Here is a 17,102-nt window from a genome sequence, read left to right as displayed (position 1 = left end):
CGGTCTTGAAGCGATGGAGTAGCATGGCCAAATACCTCATTGGGAGTTCGCCATGTCTTTAGCGGTGATTCAAATGGTCAGCCAGAGCGACGTGCTGGGCAATCTGGCTCAGGCCCGGCGTCTGCTCGAACAGGCCGCGGCCGGCGGCGCGAAGCTGGCGGTGCTGCCGGAGAACTTCGCTGCGATGGGCCGTCGCGATGTCGCTGATATCGGTCGCGCCGAAGCGCTGGGCGGTGGGCCGATCCTGCCATGGTTGAAACAGACCGCCCGCGACCTCACCTTATGGATAGTGGCCGGCACGTTGCCGTTGCCGCCGGTGGATCAGCCGACGTCCAGGGCGCATGCCTGCTCGCTGCTGATCAATGATCAGGGCGAAATCGTTGCCCGCTACGACAAGCTGCACCTGTTCGATGTCGATGTCGCCGACAATCGCGGGCGTTACCGCGAATCCGATGACTATGCTTATGGCAGCAATGTGGTAGTGGCTGACACGCCAGTGGGCCGGCTCGGTCTGACGGTATGTTACGACTTGCGGTTCCCCGAGCTGTACAGCGAATTGCGTGCGGCGGGTGCCGAGTTGATCAGCGCGCCGTCGGCGTTTACTGCGGTAACCGGCGCGGCGCATTGGGACGTATTGATCCGCGCGCGGGCCATCGAGACTCAGTGCTACGTGCTGGCCGCGGCGCAAGGTGGAACCCATCCGGGGCCGCGGGAAACCTTCGGCCATGCAGCGATCGTCGACCCGTGGGGACGCGTGCTGGCCAGTCAGGATCAAGGCGAAGCGGTGTTGTTGGCCGAACGCGACATGAATGAACAAGCGTCCATCCGGGCGCGCATGCCGGTGACGAATCATCGGCGGTTTTTCTCGCAGGGCGCTCAGCGGCCTGCTTCAGAACACGAATTTAAGGCGTAAACCCATGAGCGAGTTGTTGTCCTCAGTCAGTGATCACCTGTTGGCGCCCGGCGGCGTGACGATCGAGAGCCTGCAAGGCGTACTCGGCGATCTGGCCGGCCCCGGCATCGATGCCGCCGATCTGTATTTCCAGGGCCAGATTTCCGAATCCTGGGCGCTGGAAGACGGCATCGTCAAGGAAGGCAGCTTCAACCTCGACCAGGGCGTCGGCGTACGTGCGCAGTCCGGTGAGAAAACCGGTTTCGCCTACAGCAATGCGATCACCCTCGAAGCCCTTGGCGCCGCTGCCCGTGCGGCGCGTTCGATCTCGCGTGCCGGACAGAACGGCACGGTGCAGGCGTTCAGCACCCAGGATGTGGCGCAACTGTACGCGCCGGACAACCCGCTGGAAGTGCTCAGCCGCGCCGAGAAAGTCGAGCTGCTCAAGCGTATCGACGTCGCTACGCGAGCGCTCGATCCGCGTATCCAGCAGGTCAGCGTGAGCATGGCCGGGGTTTGGGAGCGGATTCTGGTGGCGTCCACTGACGGTGGCCTGGCCGCTGATGTACGGCCGCTGGTGCGCTTCAACGTCAGCGTCATCGTTGAGCAGAACGGCCGTCGCGAGCGCGGTGGGCATGGCGGTGGCGGGCGTACCGACTACCGCTATTTCCTCGCCGAAGACCGCGCCATGGGCTACGCCCGTGAGGCGCTGCGTCAGGCGCTGGTGAATCTGGAAGCGATTCCGGCGCCGGCCGGCACTCTGCCGGTGGTGCTCGGCTCGGGCTGGTCCGGCGTGCTGCTGCACGAGGCGGTCGGTCATGGTCTCGAAGGCGATTTCAACCGCAAGGGCAGTTCGGCCTACAGCGGGCGCATGGGCGAAATGGTTGCGTCGAAGCTGTGCACCATCGTCGACGACGGCACCTTGAGCGGCCGCCGCGGATCGCTGAGTGTCGACGACGAAGGCACACCGACCGAGTGCACCACGCTGATCGAGAACGGCGTGCTCAAGGGTTACATGCAGGACAAACTCAACGCGCGTCTGATGGGCGTGGCCCGTACCGGTAACGGCCGTCGCGAGTCCTACGCGCATCTGCCGATGCCGCGCATGACCAACACTTACATGCTCGGCGGTGAAAGCGATCCGGCGGAAATCATCGCCTCGGTGAAGAAAGGCATCTACTGCGCCAATCTCGGCGGCGGTCAGGTTGACATCACCAGCGGCAAGTTCGTGTTCTCCACCAGCGAGGCGTATCTGATCGAGGACGGCAAGATCACTGCACCGGTCAAAGGCGCGACGTTGATCGGCAACGGTCCCGAGGCGATGAGCCGGGTGTCGATGGTCGGTAACGATCTGGCGCTGGACAGCGGTGTCGGCACGTGCGGCAAGGATGGGCAATCGGTGCCGGTGGGTGTAGGCCAGCCGACGCTGAAAATCGATGCGATCACCGTGGGTGGCACGGGCGCGTAAGAAGTGATGGAGCTTCGGGTGGCGCGCAGGGCGGCCACCCGGTGGCGAAGATCAGCGCAGGCCGCGTTGAGTTTCGTCCAGCTCACGGATGTACTTGAAGATCTTGCGGCTGGAAGCAGGAGGTTTGTTTTGCGCAACCTCGTGCTGAGCCTGACGGATCAGGGAACGCAATTGCTGGCGATCGGCGTCCGGGTACTCGACGACAAATTTCTCCAGCACGGCGTCATCGCCGCCGATCAGGCGGTCGCGCCAGCGTTCGAGATTGTGGAAACGCTCGTTGTACTGACGGGTCGAGGCATCGAGTTGATCGAGCAAGGTCAGAATCGCGTCAGTGTCCTGATCGCGCATCAGTTTGCCGATGAACTGCAGGTGCCGTTTACGCGCGATGTTCGCGGTGTGCTTGGGCGCATCGGCCAGCGCCCGGCGCAGGGCGTCGGTCAATGGCAGTTTTGCGATCAAGTCAGGCTTGAGTGTGGTCAGGCGCTCGCCGAGGTCAACCAGAGCATGCAGCTCGCGTTTGACCTGAGATTTGCTTTTTTCTCCCGTATCGAGGGAGTCGTCGTAAGAATCAACCATGGTGGCAGTCCGCAAAGAAACGCCGCCATGATAACCAGTCGGGGGCCGCTTGTCCGGCCCGGTCGCTCGATGGCCCCAGCCGAAAGCAGAATTTGAGTGGAGATGAGCATGAGTGCAGTTCAAAGCGTCGGCCCGCAGGCATTGCCGGCACTGCAGGAACAGGTCGAGCAGATCATCGCCGAAGCCAAGCGTCAGGGCGCCAGTGCCTGCGAAGTCGCGGTGTCGCTGGAACAGGGTTTGTCGACGTCGGTGCGCCAGCGCGAAGTCGAAACGGTCGAGTTCAACCGTGATCAGGGCTTTGGCATCACCTTGTACGTCGGCCAGCGCAAGGGCTCGGCCAGCACCTCGGCGACCGGCCCGGACGCCATTCGCGAGACTGTCGCCGCCGCGCTGGCCATTGCCAGACACACCTCCGAAGACGAAGCCTCGGGCCTTGCCGATGCAGCGCTGATGGCCAAGGAGCAGCACGACTTCGATCTGTTCCACGAGTGGGATATCACCCCGGAGCAGGCGATCGAGAAGGCCTTGCTGTGTGAAGCAGCGGCATTCGATGCCGACCCGCGTATCAAGAACGCCGACGGCACCACCCTCAGCACCCATCAGGGCTGCCGCGTGTACGGCAACAGCCACGGCTTCATCGGCGGTTACGCGTCGACACGGCACAGCCTGAGTTGCGTGATGATCGCTGAAGCTGACGGCCAGATGCAGCGTGATTACTGGTATGACGTCAATCGCCAGGGCACGCTGTTGGCCGACCCGGTGAGCATCGGTCAAAAAGCCGCGCAACGGGCGGCGAGCCGTCTCGGTGCGCGTCCGGTGCCGACCTGCGAGGTGCCGGTGCTGTTTTCCGCTGAGCTGGCGGGTGGTCTGTTCGGCAGCTTTCTCTCGGCGGTATCCGGCGGCAGTCTGTATCGCAAATCGTCATTCCTCGAAGGCACGCTGGGCCAGAAACTGTTCCCGGAGTGGATGACCATCGACGAGCGTCCGCATCTGATGCGCGCCATGGGCAGCGCTTCGTATGACGGTGACGGTCTGGCGACCTACGCCAAACCGTTCGTCGAAAACGGCGAATTGGTTTCGTACATCCTCGGTACCTATTCCGGTCGTAAACTCGGAATGCCGAGCACCGCCAACGCGGGTGGCGTGCACAACCTGTTCGTCACCCATGGCGATGAAGACCAGGCGGCGCTGTTGAAACGCATGGGCCGCGGACTGCTGGTCACCGAGCTGATGGGCCATGGTCTGAACATGGTCACCGGTGACTACTCGCGTGGCGCGGCCGGTTTTTGGGTCGAGAACGGTGAGATTCAGTTCGCCGTGCAGGAAGTGACCATCGCCGGCAACATGCGCGACATGTTCAAGCAGATCGTTGCCGTCGGTAATGATCTGGAGCTGCGCAGCAACATTCGCACCGGTTCGGTGTTGATTGAGCGGATGACCGTCGCGGGTAGCTGACGCTCCGGAATCTGCCGAGCAAAAAGGCGCGTCATCCGCACTGGATGACGCGCCTTTTTTGTTGGTTTCGCCACAGATCGCTTGTGGGAGAGAGCCTGATCGCGAAAGCGGTGTGTCAGCCAAAAATTCTTTTTCTGATACACCGCTTTCGCGAGCAGGCTCGCTCCCACCCCTAAAATCTCCATAGCTGGCGTGCTTGTGTTGCGTCTTATTATCATTTAATAATTAATCCCATCTGGCCGTTGGAAGAGCTACTCAACCCCTAAAAGCTCACCGCCGGCGGCGTGTAAACCCCGTAACCGCTTTGGAGGCTCACCATGGAGCACTGGAAACGCACGATCGAACGGGCCAATCGCTGCTTTATGCTCGGCGAATTGATCGACGCCCGTGAGGCGTATCTGCAAGCCCTGGCCTTGGCGCAAGTGTTGTTCGAGCGCTGGGCGGACGCCGACGAAGCGGTGGCGGCCTGCGTCATCTCTCACCACAACCTCGCGGATCTGCACCTGCGCCTGAATCAGCCCGAGGAGAGCGCCGAATACCTGTGCGCCATTCATCAGCGACTGCTGCAGACCATGCAGGACGAACGGCTGCGCCCGGCCCTGCGGGAAGCAGCATTGCGTCAGAGCAGCAAGACCTACGTCGAGCTGCTGAATTTCATCAGCGAACACGGCGAATACCCGCGCACCCAACGCCTGCTGCACCCGCATACCAGCAATGCACGCCGGGCGCCTGCTTCACACCACTATGGAGTCCATTGAAATGGCTTTTACCTTGCCTGCCTTGCCTTACGCCTACGATGCCCTGGAACCGCACATCGATGCGCAAACCATGGAAATCCACTACACCAAACATCACCAGACCTACATCAATAATCTCAACGCCGCGGTAGAAGGCACCGAATATGCCGAGTGGCCGGTGGAGAAACTGGTCGCCAGCGTCGGGCAACTCCCGGAAAAACTGCGGGCGGCGGTGATCAACCAGGGCGGAGGCCATGCTAACCACTCCCTGTTCTGGGAAATCATGTTGCCAGGCGGTAGCGGCAAACCGGATGGCGCGCTTGCCAAGGCTATCGATGAGCAACTGGGTGGCCTCGACAGTTTCAAGGAGGCATTCACCAAGGCTGCGCTGACTCGTTTCGGCAGTGGCTGGGCCTGGCTCAGCGTCACCCCGGAGAAAAAACTGCTCGTCGAGAGCAGCGGCAATCAGGACAGCCCGCTGATGAGCGGCAACACGCCGATCCTCGGTCTCGATGTCTGGGAGCACGCCTACTACCTGCGCTACCAAAACCGCCGTCCGGAATACATCAATGCGTTCTACAACGTGATCAATTGGCCTGAAGTCGCGGCGCGCTATCAGGCCGCACTGGTTTAAGCCTTCTATAAAAACCATCCAGGGCAGATTATGGGCACGGAAACACTGGCGATCGGTAGTGGACGGCTGTTTCGTTACGCAGTGGGATCGCTGTTGCTATTGGCGGGCGCGACCTTACTCGTAGCTCACGGGCTGCAGTGGCTGAATCTGGAACCGCGTTTGCTGCGTGCACTTCAGGGCGGTGCTCTGTGCGCCCTCGGCACGGCGCTTGGCGCGGTGCCGGTGCTGGTCATCCGGCGGATGCCGCAGGCGCTCAGCGATACCTTGCTGGGTTTTGGTGCCGGGGTAATGCTGGCGGCGACCGCGTTTTCGCTGATCGTGCCGGGCATTGCCGCGGCCGAAAGCCTCGGTCTGACACCTTGGGGCGCCAGTGGCCTGATCTGCTTCGGCATCCTGCTCGGCGCGTTTGGCCTGTATCTGGTCGACCGCAAGGTCTCCGGTGCTTCCCCGCAAATGCTTGTCGGCACCCTCGAGCGTCCGGCGATCCCGCCGCGGATCTGGCTTTTCGTATTCGCCATCATTGCCCACAACATTCCGGAAGGCATGGCCGTCGGCGTTTCTGCCGCCGGCGGCATGCCGGACGCCGACAGCCTGGCCATGGGCATCGCTTTACAGGATGTGCCGGAAGGTCTGGTGATCGCACTGGTATTGGTCGGGGCGGGGATGTCACGGGTGAGGGCGTTTCTGATCGGCGCGGCGTCAGGTCTGGTCGAGCCGGTGTTTGCGCTGCTTTGCGCGTGGCTGGTCAGCCTGGCGCAGGTGTTGCTGCCATTGGGGCTGGCGCTGGCGGCGGGGGCGATGTTGCTGGTGGTGACTCACGAAGTGATCCCGGAATCGCGGCGCCATGGTCATGACAAGCTCGCGAGCCTTGGTTTGCTGACCGGGTTCTGTCTGATGATGGTGATGGATACGGCGTTGGGTTGAGTTGTCGCGACGAAGAATGCTCCGTCGCAACAGACTTATTCACCTTCATCGAAGTAGTTGTTGATCAGCGCCACCAAGGCGTCCATGGCTTCCTCGGCTTGTTCGCCTTCGGTGCTCAAATGGATCTTGGTGCCCTTGCCTGCCGCGAGCATCATCATCGCCATGATGCTTTTGCCATCCACCGTGGTCTCGGGTGTACGGCCTACTCTGATCGTAGTCTCCGGAAACTTGCCCGCCACGCCGACAAACTTGGCGGACGCTCGGGCATGCAAACCGAGTTTGTTGATGATTTCGATTTCACGAGCAGGCATCGCGGTGTGGATCCTTTAGGTGAGGTCGCGGTGGCGGACCTGGACGTTTTTCAAGGTTTTCTGCAGGGCCTGACCCAGACGTTCGGTCAGGTAGACAGAGCGGTGGTGCCCGCCGGTACAGCCAATGGCAACGGTCACATAGGCGCGATTACTCGCAGCAAAGCGCGGCAGCCACTTGTGCAGATAGGTGTAGATGTCCTGGTACATTTCCTCGACATCCGGCTGTTGCGCCAGATACTCGGCAACCGGTGCATCGAGACCGGACTGCTCGCGCAACTCCGGCTTCCAGTACGGATTGGGCAGGCAGCGGACATCGAAGACCAGATCCGCATCCACCGGCATGCCGCGCTTGAAACCGAATGATTCGACCAGAAACGCCGTACCCGGCTCAGGCTGATTCAACAGGCGCAACTTCAACGTGTCGCGCAGCTGGTACAGGTTCAGGTGGGTGGTGTTGATTTTCAGGTCAGCCAGGTCGGCGATCGGGCCGAGCAGGGCGGTTTCATCGTGAATCGCCTCGGCCAGTGAACGATTGGCGTTGCTCAACGGATGGCGACGGCGCGTCTCGGAAAAACGCTTGAGCAGGGTCTCTTCGTCGGCGTCCAGGTACAGCACATCGCACTGGATATGCTTGGCACGCACCACTTCGAGCAATTCGGGGAAACGCGACAGATGACTCGGCAGATTGCGTGCATCGATCGACACCGCGACGAGCGGCTGCGCCAGTTCGGTGTGGATCAGCGCACGTTCGGCCAGTTCCGGCAGCAAACCGGCCGGGAGGTTGTCGATGCAGTAGTAGCCGTTATCCTCAAGGACATTCAGCGCAGTACTCTTGCCCGAGCCCGAGCGGCCACTGACGATGATCAAGCGCATGATTAATGCCCGTTCTGCTCGTCCAGTACAACCTGGTACAAGGCTTCGTTGCTTGGCGCGCTGCGCAGTCTTTCACGCACTTCCTTGCGATCGAGCATGCTGGCGATCTGGCGCAGCAGTTCCAGGTGCGCATCGGTGGCGGCTTCCGGGACCAGCAACACGAACAGCAGGTCTACCGGGGCGCCGTCGATGGCGTCGAAATCAATCGGGGCTTCGAGGTGCATCAGCGCACTGATCGGCGCGTCGCAACCCTTGAGGCGGCAGTGGGGGATGGCGATGCCGTTGCCAAAACCGGTGGAACCGAGTTTTTCACGGGCGACCAACGCCTCGAAGACATCCTGCATCGCCAGATCCGGCACTTCGCGGTGGATCAGGTTGGCAATCTGTTCGAGGGCTTTTTTCTTGCTGCCGCCCGGCGCGTTCACTTGGGAACGGCCGGGGGTCAGGATGGTTTCAAGTCGGATCATGGATGAGGGTGTTAACGACCGGTCGCGCCCTGGAGGAGGCTCTGGGTCTTTTCCTTATGCTTTTTGAGTTGGCGATCCAGCTTGTCGGTCAGCAGGTCAATGGCAGCATACATGTCGTCGTGCTCGGCATTGGCGACTACTTCTCCGCCGGGAATATGCAGCGTGGCTTCGATTTTCTGCTTGAGCTTCTCGACATTCAATATGACTTGCACGTTGGTGATCTTGTCGAAATGCCGCTCCAGCCGGTCGAGTTTCTCGCCGATGTAGGTGCGCAGAGGTTCGGTCACTTCCAGTTGGTGTCCACTGATGTTGACTTGCATACAGCTTCTCCTTCGTTGCCAGTGCATAAAGCGGCAGGCCGAAAAGCCTGCCACTGGAACGCTGTAACGTGGCTTACATCAACCGCTTGCGTTCGCTCGAAGGCGCGATTCCGAGGGATTCGCGGTACTTGGCGACGGTGCGGCGAGCCACCTGAATGCCTTGTGCCTCCAGTAAACCAGCGATCTTGCTGTCACTCAACGGCTTTTTCTGATTTTCCGCGGCAACCAGTTTCTTGATGATCGCGCGGATCGCCGTGGACGAGCATTCGCCGCCCTCGGAGGTACTGACGTGGCTGGAGAAAAAGTATTTCAGCTCATAAATACCGCGCGGGGTATGCATGAATTTTTGTGTGGTCACCCGGGAAATCGTCGATTCGTGCATGCCCACCGCCTCGGCGATGTCATGCAGGACCAGCGGTTTCATGGCTTCGTCGCCATACTCGAGAAAACCGCGCTGATGCTCGACGATCTGCGTGGCGACTTTCATCAGGGTTTCGTTGCGGCTCTGCAGGCTCTTGATGAACCAGCGAGCTTCCTGGAGCTGATTGCGCATGAAGGTGTTGTCGGCGCTGGTGTCGGCACGTTTTACGAAACCGGCGTACTGAGCGTTGACGCGCAGACGCGGTACCGATTCCTGGTTCAGCTCGACCAGCCAGCGCTCGTTGTCCTTGCGCACGATAACGTCAGGTACGACGTATTCGGCTTCCGTGGACTCGATCTGTGAGCCCGGGCGTGGATTGAGGCTCTGCACCAGCTCGATGACCTGGCGCAGCTCGTCTTCCTTGAGCTTCATGCGCCGCATCAACTGGCTGTAATCGCGGCCGCCAAGCAGGTCGATATAGTCGCTGACCAAGCGTTTGGCCTCTGCCAGCCATGGCGTTTTTGCCGACAACTGGCGCAGTTGCAGCAGCAGGCATTCGCTAAGGTTGCGAGCGCCGATGCCCGCGGGCTCGAACTGCTGGATGCGGTGCAGGACGGCTTCGATTTCGTCCAGTTCAATGTCCAGTTCCGGATCGAAAGCGTCGAGGATTTCTTCGAGAGTTTCGTCCAGATAGCCCTGATTGTTGATGCAATCGATCAGGGTCACCGCGATCAGGCGATCGGTGTCGGACATCGGTGCCAGGTTCAATTGCCACAGCAGGTGGCTTTGCAGGCTTTCGCCAACGGAAGTGCGGGTGGTGAAATCCCACTCGTCATCGTCGCTGCTCGGCAGGCTGCTGGCGCTGGTCTGGTAAACGTCCTCCCAGGCCGTGTCGACCGGCAGCTCGTTGGGGATGCGCTCGCTCCATTCGCCATCGTCGAGGTTGTCTACCGTCGGCGCGGCTTCCTGGTAAGAGGGTTCCTGAATGTCGGTGTTGGGCTTTTGCTCGACGTTGTCGGCCAGCGGATCGGAATTGTCGAAGTCGTCGCCTTCTTCCTGGCGTTCGAGCATCGGGTTGGATTCCAGAGCCTCCTGGATTTCCTGTTGCAGATCCAGGGTCGACAATTGGAGCAGGCGGATGGCCTGTTGCAGCTGCGGTGTCATCGTCAGCTGCTGGCCCATTCTCAAGACTAGCGATGGTTTCATGGCAGGGGCTTAACACCTTATTCGCCGGCGCTATGCGCCATCCACTACAGGGCGCCGAAGCGCCAAACTTAAGCAAATTATATGCCTGAAACTGAAGTGTTTGCCTAGAGCGCTGTAACAATTAAGCGCTATAAAAAAACGGCTTGATCGATACAGCCCCCGCGCAGCTTGTCGAACAGCTCGCGCTTACAGGCGGAACTCGTGACCCAGATACACTTCCTTCACCAGATCGTTGGCCAGGATAGTCTCGGCGTCACCTTCGGCGATCAATTGACCGTCGTTGACAATGTAAGCGGTTTCGCAGATATCCAGCGTCTCGCGTACGTTGTGGTCGGTGATCAGCACCCCGATGCCCTTGGCCTTGAGATGGTGAATGATCTGCTTGATGTCGCCAACCGAGATCGGGTCGACACCGGCGAACGGCTCGTCAAGCAGGATGAATTTCGGTGCGGTGGCCAGGGCGCGGGCAATTTCCACCCGGCGCCGCTCACCACCCGACAGGCTCATGCCGAGGTTGTCGCGAATGTGGCTGATGTGGAATTCCTGCAGCAGGCTCTCCAACTCTTTGCGGCGACCGGCCTTGTCGAGTTCCTGACGGGTCTCGAGGATGGCCATGATGTTGTCGGCCACCGACAGTTTGCGGAAGATCGACGCTTCTTGCGGCAGATAGCCGATGCCGGCTTTCGCGCGGCCGTGCATTGGCTGGTGGCTGACGTCCAGATCGTCGATCAGCACCCGACCCTGATCGGCCTGAACCAGACCGACGATCATGTAGAAGCAGGTCGTCTTGCCGGCGCCGTTCGGGCCAAGCAGCCCGACGATCTGGCCGCTGTCGATCGACAGGCTGACGTCCCGCACGACCTGGCGGCTTTTATAGGCCTTGGCCAGGTGCTGAGCTTTCAGAGTTGCCATTACTGGGTTTTCTCGTCGGTTTTCTTCTTCGGCTGGATCACCATGTCGATGCGCGGACGCGCCTCGGTGACCTTGCTGCCGGTAGCGCGACCGGCGCTGGCGAGTTTCTTCACGGTGTCATAGACGATTTTCTCGCCTTGCGTCGTGTTGTTGTCCTTGTCGACAACTTTGGCCTTGTCGATCAGGACGACGCGATTCTGCGCGGCGTGGTACTGGATCGTCACGCCCCAGCCTTGTACAGGCTTGGTGTCGCCGGCGGTCTGCAGCTGTTCGAAGTAGGCCAGGTTGCCGACCGAAGTCACCACGTCAATGTCACCGGCCTGAGTGCGGGTGATGGTCACCGTGTTGCCTTTGACGATCATCGAACCCTGAGTGATGATCACATCACCCTTGTAGGTAGCGATGCCGTTCTTGTCGTCCAGTTGGGCGTCGTCGGCCTGAATGCGGATAGGTTGCTGCTGATCGTTCGGCAGAGCCCAGGCGCTCACGCTTCCCAGTGCTGCGCCCAGACTGAGCAAAATAGGGAGGGTTTTAACGAGCCTCATACTGTCCTCTTACGTTCGATTGCAGGTGTATCCTGCTGTCCTTCAGGTACGCTTTCATTCCGACGCCAGTCGACACACCGCCAGCGCCCTCGATTCTAACGGGTTGCGCGGTCTGCGCATATTCCTGCTGCGGGAACACGGTCATGCGGGTGCTGGTGATCAGGGTGTCGCGTTTCTTTTCGTCGGTGCGCTTCACGCGCACCGAGTCGATCAGTTCCACTTCCGTGCCGCCGGAATTCACTTCACCGCGCTCACTGGTCACGTGCCACGGAAAGTCCGTGCCGCGATACATGTTCAGATCCGGTTTGGTCACCAGCGTGATGTCGGTCGCCTTGACGTGTTCGGCCTTGTCCGAGGTCATCTCGTATTGCACCTTGCCGTCGGGCAGGTACTGAATGGTATGCGTATTGGTCGCGTACCAGTCGATCGGATTCTCGGCGGTCGAGACCGGCGGCTTGTCGAGAAAGCGTTCCGGGCTGATGTTCCAGTAGCCGACCGCGGCGAAAATCGCCGCGATGCAGCCGAACAGCAGGAAGGTGCGAAATTTTTTACTGAACATGGCTTGGCTCACAGGTACGCGGCATTGGCCGCATCGAGGCGGCCCTGGGCGCGCAGGATCAATTCGCAGAATTCGCGGGCGGCACCTTCGCCGCCACGGGCGCGGGTCACGCCGTGGGCGTGTTCGCGGACGAAGTCGGCGGCGTTGGCCACGGCCATGCCCAGACCGACGCGGCGGATCACCGGCAGGTCAGGCAGGTCGTCACCGAGGTAGGCAACCTGTTCATAGCTTAGGCCCAGTTGCTCGAGCAGGCCGTCGAGCACCACCAGTTTGTCTTCGCGGCCCTGAAACAGGTGCGCGATGCCGAGGTTTTTCGCTCGACGCTCAACCACCGGCGTCTTGCGACCGCTGATGATGGCAGTTTCCACGCCGGCGTTCATCAGCATCTTGATGCCCTGGCCGTCGAGGGTGTTGAAAGTCTTGAATTCGCTGCCGTCTTCCAGGAAGTACAGGCGCCCGTCGGTGAGGACGCCGTCGACATCGAAAACCGCCAGTTTGATTGCTTTGCCGCGTTGCAGCAGTTCGTTGCTCATTACATGACTCCTGCGCGCAGCAGATCGGAGAGGTTGAAGGCGCCGACCGGGCGGTCCTCCTCATCGACGACCACCAGCGCGTTGATTCGATGATCTTCCATGATTTTCAGGGCTTCGGCCGCCAGCATTTCCGGGCGCGCGGTTTTGCCGTGCGCGGTCATGACCTGGTCGATGGTGGCGCTGCGAATGTCGATGGCGCGATCGAGGGTGCGGCGCAAATCGCCGTCAGTAAAGATCCCGGCGAGTTTGCCGTCGGCTTCCAGAATGACGGTCATGCCCAGACCCTTGCGGGTCATTTCCATCAGTGCGTCCTTGAGCAAGGTGCCGCGTTGCACCTGAGGCAGCTCCTGGCCGGCGTGCATGACGTTTTCGACTTTCAGCAGCAAGCGGCGACCGAGGGCGCCGCCCGGGTGGGAAAAGGCGAAATCTTCGGCGGTGAAGCCGCGCGCTTCCAGCAAGGCCACGGCGAGGGCATCGCCCATGACCAGTGCAGCGGTGGTCGAAGAGGTCGGTGCCAGGTTCAGCGGGCAGGCTTCATGCTCGACGTGTACGTTGAGATTGACCTCGGCCGCTTTGGCCAGTGGCGATTGCGGGTTGCCGGTGACGCTGATCAGCTGGATGCCCAGGCGTTTGATCAGCGGCAGCAGGGTGACGATTTCGTTGGTCGAGCCAGAGTTCGACAGGGCCAGAATCACGTCGTCACGGGTGATCATGCCCATGTCGCCGTGACTGGCTTCAGCCGGGTGCACAAAAAAAGCCGGGGTACCGGTGCTGGCCAGGGTCGCGGCGATCTTGTTGCCAACGTGCCCGGACTTGCCCATGCCGACCACGACTACACGGCCTTTACTGGCCAGAATCATCTCGCAAGCGCGTACGAAATCGGCGTCGATATGGGGCAGCAAGCCTTGTACGGCTTCCATTTCGAGGCGGATGGTGCGTTGTGCCGATTGAATCAGGTCGCTGGATTGGCTCATGTCAGAAATCGTATAGCCCGATGAAAAGGCGGCGATTATAGCGGTTATGTTGCAAAGCCTCACGCAAGTTCGTCGTGCTTTGTCATTCCTCGTTACCAAAAGCCGGAAAAAGCCGCTGCAGACCTGTCACATCGCTGAATACGGGCTGGCACAAGCCTTGGGCGCGCGGCTGTTGCAGTGATATAGTTCGCCGCCAGTTCGGCCTGCCCGGGATGTATGTACTTTTTAACCAAAGACAGGCGTCCGAGTGAGAGGCTGCATCGCAAGGAGTTTAGATGAGTGCCGATAACGCCTACGCGGTCGAGCTGAAGGGAGTCTCCTTCAAGCGCGGTGCGCGCAGCATTTTCAATAACGTCGATATCCGCATCCCGCGCGGCAAGGTCACCGGCATCATGGGGCCTTCCGGGTGTGGCAAGACCACGCTGCTGCGGTTGATGGGCGCCCAGTTGCGCCCCGCCAGCGGCGAAGTCTGGGTCAACGGCCAGAATCTGCCGACCCTGTCGCGCAGTGATCTGTTCGATGCGCGAAAGCACATGGGCGTGCTGTTTCAGAGCGGCGCGCTGTTCACCGATCTCGATGTGTTCGAGAACGTGGCTTTCCCCCTGCGCGTGCATACCGAGTTGCCGGAAGAAATGATCCGCGACATCGTCCTGCTGAAATTGCAGGCGGTCGGTTTGCGCGGAGCCATCGAGCTGATGCCGGACGAGCTGTCGGGCGGCATGAAGCGCCGCGTCGCGCTGGCCCGGGCGATTGCGCTCGATCCGCAGATTCTCATGTACGACGAACCGTTCGTCGGCCAGGACCCGATCGCCATGGGCGTGCTGGTCCGCCTGATCCGTCTGCTCAACGATGCGCTGGGCATCACCAGTATCGTGGTGTCCCACGATCTGGCCGAGACCGCGAGCATTGCCGACTACCTTTATATAGTCGGTGACGGCCAGGTACTGGGGCAGGGGACTCCGGACGAATTGATGAATTCGGACGAGCCACGCATCCGCCAGTTCATGACCGGCGATCCCGATGGCCCGGTGCCGTACCATTTTCCAGCGACGGATTACCGCGCAGATCTTCTGGGGAAGCGTTGATGCGCAGAATTTCATTGATAGAGCGCGTGCGCCGATTCGGCGAAACGGCGATCGACGCCGTTGCGGTGTTCGGGCGCGCCACGCTGTTCCTGTTTCATGCCCTGCTGGGACGCGGCGGCATCAGCGGCGGTTTCAGCCTGCTGGTCAAACAACTGCATTCAGTCGGCGTCATGTCGCTGGTGATCATCGTCGTTTCGGGGATTTTCATCGGCATGGTCCTGGCGTTGCAGGGCTTCAGCATCCTGTCGAGCTACGGTTCGGAGCAGGCGGTCGGGCAAATGGTTGCCTTGACCCTGTTGCGTGAACTGGGGCCGGTGGTGACCGCATTGTTGTTCGCCGGGCGTGCCGGTTCGGCATTGACCGCCGAGATCGGCAACATGAAGTCGACCGAGCAGCTGTCGAGCCTGGAAATGATCGGCGTCGACCCGCTCAAGTACATCATCGCCCCGCGTCTGTGGGCCGGTTTCATTTCCCTGCCGGTGCTGGCGATGATTTTCAGCGTGGTGGGCATCTGGGGCGGTTCGTGGGTGGCGGTCGACTGGTTGGGTGTGTATGAAGGCTCGTATTGGGCGAACATGCAGAACAGCGTGACCTTCACCAGTGATGTGCTCAACGGCATCATCAAAAGCATCGTTTTTGCCTTCGTCGTCACCTGGATCGCCGTATTCCAAGGCTATGACTGTGAGCCCACTTCCGAGGGGATCAGTCGTGCCACCACCAAGACCGTAGTGTTTGCCTCGCTGGCAGTGCTCGGCCTGGACTTTATTCTGACCGCTTTGATGTTTGGAGATTTCTGATGCAAAACCGCACCCTGGAAATCGGTGTCGGCCTGTTCCTGCTGGCAGGGATTCTGGCTTTGCTGCTGCTCGCCTTGCGGGTCAGTGGCCTGTCTCCGACTTCGTCCACCGACACTTATAAACTTTATGCGTATTTCGACAATATCGCCGGTTTGACGGTCAGAGCCAAAGTGACCATGGCCGGCGTAACTATCGGCAAGGTCACGGCAATCGATCTGGATCGCGACAGCTTCACCGGTCGGGTCACGCTGCAAGTGGACAAAAAGGTCGACAACCTGCCTGTCGATTCCACAGCGTCTATCCTTACCGCGGGTCTGCTGGGCGAGAAATACATCGGTATCAGCGTCGGCGGCGAAGACACCCAGTTGAAGGATGGCGGAACCATCCACGACACGCAGTCGTCTCTGGTACTGGAAGACCTGATCGGTAAATTCCTGCTCAACACCGTTAGCAAAGACGCCAAATGAGGAGCTTTTGAATGATCTCTACCTTGCGACGTAGCCTGTTGGTGTTGCTCGCGGCACTGCCACTGCTGGCTAACGCGGCACCTGGGCAATCCGCACACGATCTGATTCAGGACACCACCAACCGGATGCTGGCGGACCTGCAGGCCAACAAAGAGAAGTACAAGCAGGATCCGCAGGATTTCTATGCGGCGCTGAATAACATTGTCGGCCCGGTGGTGGATGCCGAGGGCATCTCCAAGAGCATCATGACCGTCAAGTATTCGCGCAAGGCTACGCCTGAGCAGATGCAGCGCTTTCAGGAAAACTTCAAGCGCGGCCTGTTCCAGTTCTATGGCAACGCGCTGCTGGAATACAACAACCAGGGCATCACTGTTGACCCGGCCAAAGACGAATCGGGTGACCGCACCAGCGTCAACATGACCGTCAAGGGCAGCAATGGCGCGATCTATCCAGTGCAGTACACGCTTGAAAAGATCGGCGGCGAGTGGAAACTGCGCAACGTGATCATCAACGGCATCAACATCGGCAAACTGTTCCGTGATCAGTTCGCTGACGCGATGCAGCGCAATGGCAACGATCTGGACAAGACCATCGATGGCTGGGCCGGTGAAGTGGCCAAGGCCAAGCAGGAAACCGACAAAGCTGCTGCGAAGCCAGCGCAATGAGTGAGGCGGCAGTGCGTATGAGTGATGTCGATGAGCTTCTGCTCAGTGGCGTGCTGGACTATCGCACCGGGCCGGACCTGAGAAGGGAAGGCCAGGCGCTGATCAAGTCGAGCAAGGCGAAATCGCTGGTCATCGATTGCTCGGCGGTGAAGAAGTCCAGCAGCGTCGGCCTGTCGTTGCTGCTGTGCTTCATGCGCGACGCGCAGGCGGCGGGCAAGGCTGTCAGCATCCGCGCCATGCCGGAAGACATGCGCGAAATTGCCGAGGTCAGCGAATTGACCGAGCTGTTCGCGGCACACTGATTCCGCATCCGCAACAAAAGCCCCCCGTCAGAGTCCTGC

Annotated in this window: 22 protein-coding genes; 11 read left to right on the top strand and 11 right to left on the bottom strand. The window is 60.3% G+C overall.

The window, feature by feature from the left end; translation table 11 throughout:
* Positions 1 to 52: 52 nt before the first annotated feature.
* Positions 53 to 913: a carbon-nitrogen hydrolase family protein gene (locus V6F91_RS21325; RefSeq protein WP_332767906.1), complete on the top strand. Its 861-nt coding sequence runs from the start codon at positions 53 to 55 to the stop codon at positions 911 to 913.
* Positions 914 to 917: 4 nt separating this feature from the next.
* Complete coding sequence (gene tldD, locus V6F91_RS21320) at positions 918 to 2,360, top strand: metalloprotease TldD (protein ID WP_093104683.1); 1,443 nt, start codon at positions 918 to 920, stop codon at positions 2,358 to 2,360.
* A 51-nt stretch (positions 2,361 to 2,411) separates the two neighbouring features.
* On the opposite strand, the gene yjgA is transcribed toward tldD, so the two are convergent.
* Complete coding sequence (yjgA, locus tag V6F91_RS21315) at positions 2,412 to 2,936, bottom strand: ribosome biogenesis factor YjgA (RefSeq protein WP_090281772.1); 525 nt, start codon at positions 2,934 to 2,936, stop codon at positions 2,412 to 2,414.
* 108 nt (positions 2,937 to 3,044) lie between these two features.
* On the opposite strand from yjgA, the gene pmbA reads away from it, so the two are divergent.
* The 4 genes from pmbA to V6F91_RS21295 all read left to right on the top strand — a co-directional run bounded on the left by pmbA (position 3,045) and on the right by V6F91_RS21295 (position 6,686).
* Positions 3,045 to 4,391 carry a metalloprotease PmbA gene (pmbA, locus tag V6F91_RS21310; protein ID WP_423815346.1) on the top strand — a complete coding sequence of 449 codons (1,347 nt, stop codon included), beginning with the start codon at positions 3,045 to 3,047 and terminating at the stop codon, positions 4,389 to 4,391.
* Positions 4,392 to 4,708: 317 nt separating this feature from the next.
* Positions 4,709 to 5,149, top strand: coding sequence for a hypothetical protein (locus tag V6F91_RS21305; RefSeq protein ID WP_332767902.1), 441 nt, complete (start codon positions 4,709 to 4,711; stop codon positions 5,147 to 5,149).
* A gap of 1 nt (position 5,150) precedes the next feature.
* Entirely contained in the window at positions 5,151 to 5,762 is a 612-nt protein-coding gene (locus V6F91_RS21300; RefSeq protein ID WP_332767900.1) for a superoxide dismutase, read from the top strand.
* 30 nt (positions 5,763 to 5,792) lie between these two features.
* Positions 5,793 to 6,686 carry a ZIP family metal transporter gene (locus V6F91_RS21295; RefSeq protein ID WP_332767898.1) on the top strand — a complete coding sequence of 298 codons (894 nt, stop codon included), beginning with the start codon at positions 5,793 to 5,795 and terminating at the stop codon, positions 6,684 to 6,686.
* A 35-nt stretch (positions 6,687 to 6,721) separates the two neighbouring features.
* Here the strand turns inward: V6F91_RS21295 and V6F91_RS21290 are convergent, their stop codons facing one another.
* The 10 genes from V6F91_RS21290 to V6F91_RS21245 form a co-directional block, all read right to left on the bottom strand.
* Entirely contained in the window at positions 6,722 to 6,997 is a 276-nt protein-coding gene (locus V6F91_RS21290; RefSeq protein ID WP_090281777.1) for an HPr family phosphocarrier protein, read from the bottom strand.
* Positions 6,998 to 7,012: 15 nt separating this feature from the next.
* Complete coding sequence (gene rapZ / locus V6F91_RS21285) at positions 7,013 to 7,870, bottom strand: RNase adapter RapZ (protein ID WP_332767895.1); 858 nt, start codon at positions 7,868 to 7,870, stop codon at positions 7,013 to 7,015.
* A gap of 2 nt (positions 7,871 to 7,872) precedes the next feature.
* Positions 7,873 to 8,337 carry a PTS IIA-like nitrogen regulatory protein PtsN gene (ptsN, locus tag V6F91_RS21280; protein WP_093104677.1) on the bottom strand — a complete coding sequence of 155 codons (465 nt, stop codon included), beginning with the start codon at positions 8,335 to 8,337 and terminating at the stop codon, positions 7,873 to 7,875.
* Positions 8,338 to 8,348: 11 nt separating this feature from the next.
* Positions 8,349 to 8,657 carry a ribosome hibernation-promoting factor, HPF/YfiA family gene (hpf, locus tag V6F91_RS21275; RefSeq protein WP_090281780.1) on the bottom strand — a complete coding sequence of 103 codons (309 nt, stop codon included), beginning with the start codon at positions 8,655 to 8,657 and terminating at the stop codon, positions 8,349 to 8,351.
* Positions 8,658 to 8,730: 73 nt separating this feature from the next.
* The gene (locus V6F91_RS21270; protein ID WP_332767892.1) at positions 8,731 to 10,224 is read right to left on the bottom strand and encodes an RNA polymerase factor sigma-54; all 1,494 of its coding nucleotides are present in this window, start codon (positions 10,222 to 10,224) and stop codon (positions 8,731 to 8,733) included.
* 186 nt (positions 10,225 to 10,410) lie between these two features.
* Positions 10,411 to 11,136: an LPS export ABC transporter ATP-binding protein gene (gene lptB / locus V6F91_RS21265; RefSeq protein ID WP_008085069.1), complete on the bottom strand. Its 726-nt coding sequence runs from the start codon at positions 11,134 to 11,136 to the stop codon at positions 10,411 to 10,413.
* Positions 11,136 to 11,681, bottom strand: a complete 546-nt coding sequence (lptA, locus tag V6F91_RS21260; RefSeq protein WP_090281782.1) for a lipopolysaccharide transport periplasmic protein LptA — start codon at positions 11,679 to 11,681, stop codon at positions 11,136 to 11,138. Before lptA ends, lptB begins: the two co-directional genes overlap by 1 nt.
* Positions 11,668 to 12,240, bottom strand: coding sequence for an LPS export ABC transporter periplasmic protein LptC (gene lptC / locus V6F91_RS21255; protein WP_090281783.1), 573 nt, complete (start codon positions 12,238 to 12,240; stop codon positions 11,668 to 11,670). The genes lptA and lptC overlap by 14 nt, the downstream gene beginning before the upstream one ends.
* Before the next feature lie 8 nt (positions 12,241 to 12,248).
* Positions 12,249 to 12,773, bottom strand: a complete 525-nt coding sequence (locus V6F91_RS21250) for an HAD family hydrolase (protein ID WP_332767887.1) — start codon at positions 12,771 to 12,773, stop codon at positions 12,249 to 12,251.
* Positions 12,773 to 13,747, bottom strand: a complete 975-nt coding sequence (locus tag V6F91_RS21245; protein WP_090281785.1) for a KpsF/GutQ family sugar-phosphate isomerase — start codon at positions 13,745 to 13,747, stop codon at positions 12,773 to 12,775. The genes V6F91_RS21250 and V6F91_RS21245 overlap by 1 nt, the downstream gene beginning before the upstream one ends.
* Positions 13,748 to 14,022: 275 nt before the next feature.
* Between V6F91_RS21245 and V6F91_RS21240 the strand changes: the two genes are divergently transcribed.
* Genes V6F91_RS21240 through V6F91_RS21220 form a run of 5 tightly spaced genes read left to right on the top strand, consistent with a single transcriptional unit; the run spans position 14,023 to position 17,063 of the window.
* Positions 14,023 to 14,832 carry an ATP-binding cassette domain-containing protein gene (locus V6F91_RS21240; RefSeq protein ID WP_090281786.1) on the top strand — a complete coding sequence of 270 codons (810 nt, stop codon included), beginning with the start codon at positions 14,023 to 14,025 and terminating at the stop codon, positions 14,830 to 14,832.
* Entirely contained in the window at positions 14,832 to 15,629 is a 798-nt protein-coding gene (gene mlaE, locus V6F91_RS21235) for a lipid asymmetry maintenance ABC transporter permease subunit MlaE (RefSeq protein ID WP_090281787.1), read from the top strand. The genes V6F91_RS21240 and mlaE overlap by 1 nt, the downstream gene beginning before the upstream one ends.
* Complete coding sequence (gene mlaD, locus V6F91_RS21230) at positions 15,629 to 16,096, top strand: outer membrane lipid asymmetry maintenance protein MlaD (RefSeq protein WP_016771673.1); 468 nt, start codon at positions 15,629 to 15,631, stop codon at positions 16,094 to 16,096. Before mlaE ends, mlaD begins: the two co-directional genes overlap by 1 nt.
* 11 nt (positions 16,097 to 16,107) lie before the next feature.
* A complete protein-coding gene (locus tag V6F91_RS21225) occupies positions 16,108 to 16,761 on the top strand; it encodes an ABC transporter substrate-binding protein (RefSeq protein ID WP_332767882.1) in 654 nt (217 codons plus the stop codon).
* Positions 16,758 to 17,063 (top strand): STAS domain-containing protein, encoded by a 306-nt coding sequence (locus V6F91_RS21220; protein ID WP_332767880.1) that lies wholly within the window; start codon positions 16,758 to 16,760, stop codon positions 17,061 to 17,063. Before V6F91_RS21225 ends, V6F91_RS21220 begins: the two co-directional genes overlap by 4 nt.
* Positions 17,064 to 17,102: the final 39 nt, after the last annotated feature.

The sequence above is a fragment of the Pseudomonas koreensis genome, assembly GCF_036668835.1.
Lineage (GTDB): Bacteria > Pseudomonadota > Gammaproteobacteria > Pseudomonadales > Pseudomonadaceae > Aquipseudomonas > Aquipseudomonas koreensis_I.
The sequence above is the reverse complement of the archived record's forward strand: the minus strand, read 5'-3'. Positions and strand labels throughout refer to the sequence as shown.

Coding starts and splice junctions, on each gene's coding strand:
- V6F91_RS21325 (WP_332767906.1), top strand. CDS start 53: ATGTCTTTAGCGGTGATTCAAATGGTCAGCCAGAGCGACGTGCTGGGC.
- tldD (WP_093104683.1), top strand. CDS start 918: ATGAGCGAGTTGTTGTCCTCAGTCAGTGATCACCTGTTGGCGCCCGGC.
- yjgA (WP_090281772.1), bottom strand. CDS start 2,936: ATGGTTGATTCTTACGACGACTCCCTCGATACGGGAGAAAAAAGCAAA.
- pmbA (WP_423815346.1), top strand. CDS start 3,045: ATGAGTGCAGTTCAAAGCGTCGGCCCGCAGGCATTGCCGGCACTGCAG.
- V6F91_RS21305 (WP_332767902.1), top strand. CDS start 4,709: ATGGAGCACTGGAAACGCACGATCGAACGGGCCAATCGCTGCTTTATG.
- V6F91_RS21300 (WP_332767900.1), top strand. CDS start 5,151: ATGGCTTTTACCTTGCCTGCCTTGCCTTACGCCTACGATGCCCTGGAA.
- V6F91_RS21295 (WP_332767898.1), top strand. CDS start 5,793: ATGGGCACGGAAACACTGGCGATCGGTAGTGGACGGCTGTTTCGTTAC.
- V6F91_RS21290 (WP_090281777.1), bottom strand. CDS start 6,997: ATGCCTGCTCGTGAAATCGAAATCATCAACAAACTCGGTTTGCATGCC.
- rapZ (WP_332767895.1), bottom strand. CDS start 7,870: ATGCGCTTGATCATCGTCAGTGGCCGCTCGGGCTCGGGCAAGAGTACT.
- ptsN (WP_093104677.1), bottom strand. CDS start 8,337: ATGATCCGACTTGAAACCATCCTGACCCCCGGCCGTTCCCAAGTGAAC.
- hpf (WP_090281780.1), bottom strand. CDS start 8,657: ATGCAAGTCAACATCAGTGGACACCAACTGGAAGTGACCGAACCTCTG.
- V6F91_RS21270 (WP_332767892.1), bottom strand. CDS start 10,224: ATGAAACCATCGCTAGTCTTGAGAATGGGCCAGCAGCTGACGATGACA.
- lptB (WP_008085069.1), bottom strand. CDS start 11,136: ATGGCAACTCTGAAAGCTCAGCACCTGGCCAAGGCCTATAAAAGCCGC.
- lptA (WP_090281782.1), bottom strand. CDS start 11,681: ATGAGGCTCGTTAAAACCCTCCCTATTTTGCTCAGTCTGGGCGCAGCA.
- lptC (WP_090281783.1), bottom strand. CDS start 12,240: ATGTTCAGTAAAAAATTTCGCACCTTCCTGCTGTTCGGCTGCATCGCG.
- V6F91_RS21250 (WP_332767887.1), bottom strand. CDS start 12,773: ATGAGCAACGAACTGCTGCAACGCGGCAAAGCAATCAAACTGGCGGTT.
- V6F91_RS21245 (WP_090281785.1), bottom strand. CDS start 13,747: ATGAGCCAATCCAGCGACCTGATTCAATCGGCACAACGCACCATCCGC.
- V6F91_RS21240 (WP_090281786.1), top strand. CDS start 14,023: ATGAGTGCCGATAACGCCTACGCGGTCGAGCTGAAGGGAGTCTCCTTC.
- mlaE (WP_090281787.1), top strand. CDS start 14,832: ATGCGCAGAATTTCATTGATAGAGCGCGTGCGCCGATTCGGCGAAACG.
- mlaD (WP_016771673.1), top strand. CDS start 15,629: ATGCAAAACCGCACCCTGGAAATCGGTGTCGGCCTGTTCCTGCTGGCA.
- V6F91_RS21225 (WP_332767882.1), top strand. CDS start 16,108: ATGATCTCTACCTTGCGACGTAGCCTGTTGGTGTTGCTCGCGGCACTG.
- V6F91_RS21220 (WP_332767880.1), top strand. CDS start 16,758: ATGAGTGAGGCGGCAGTGCGTATGAGTGATGTCGATGAGCTTCTGCTC.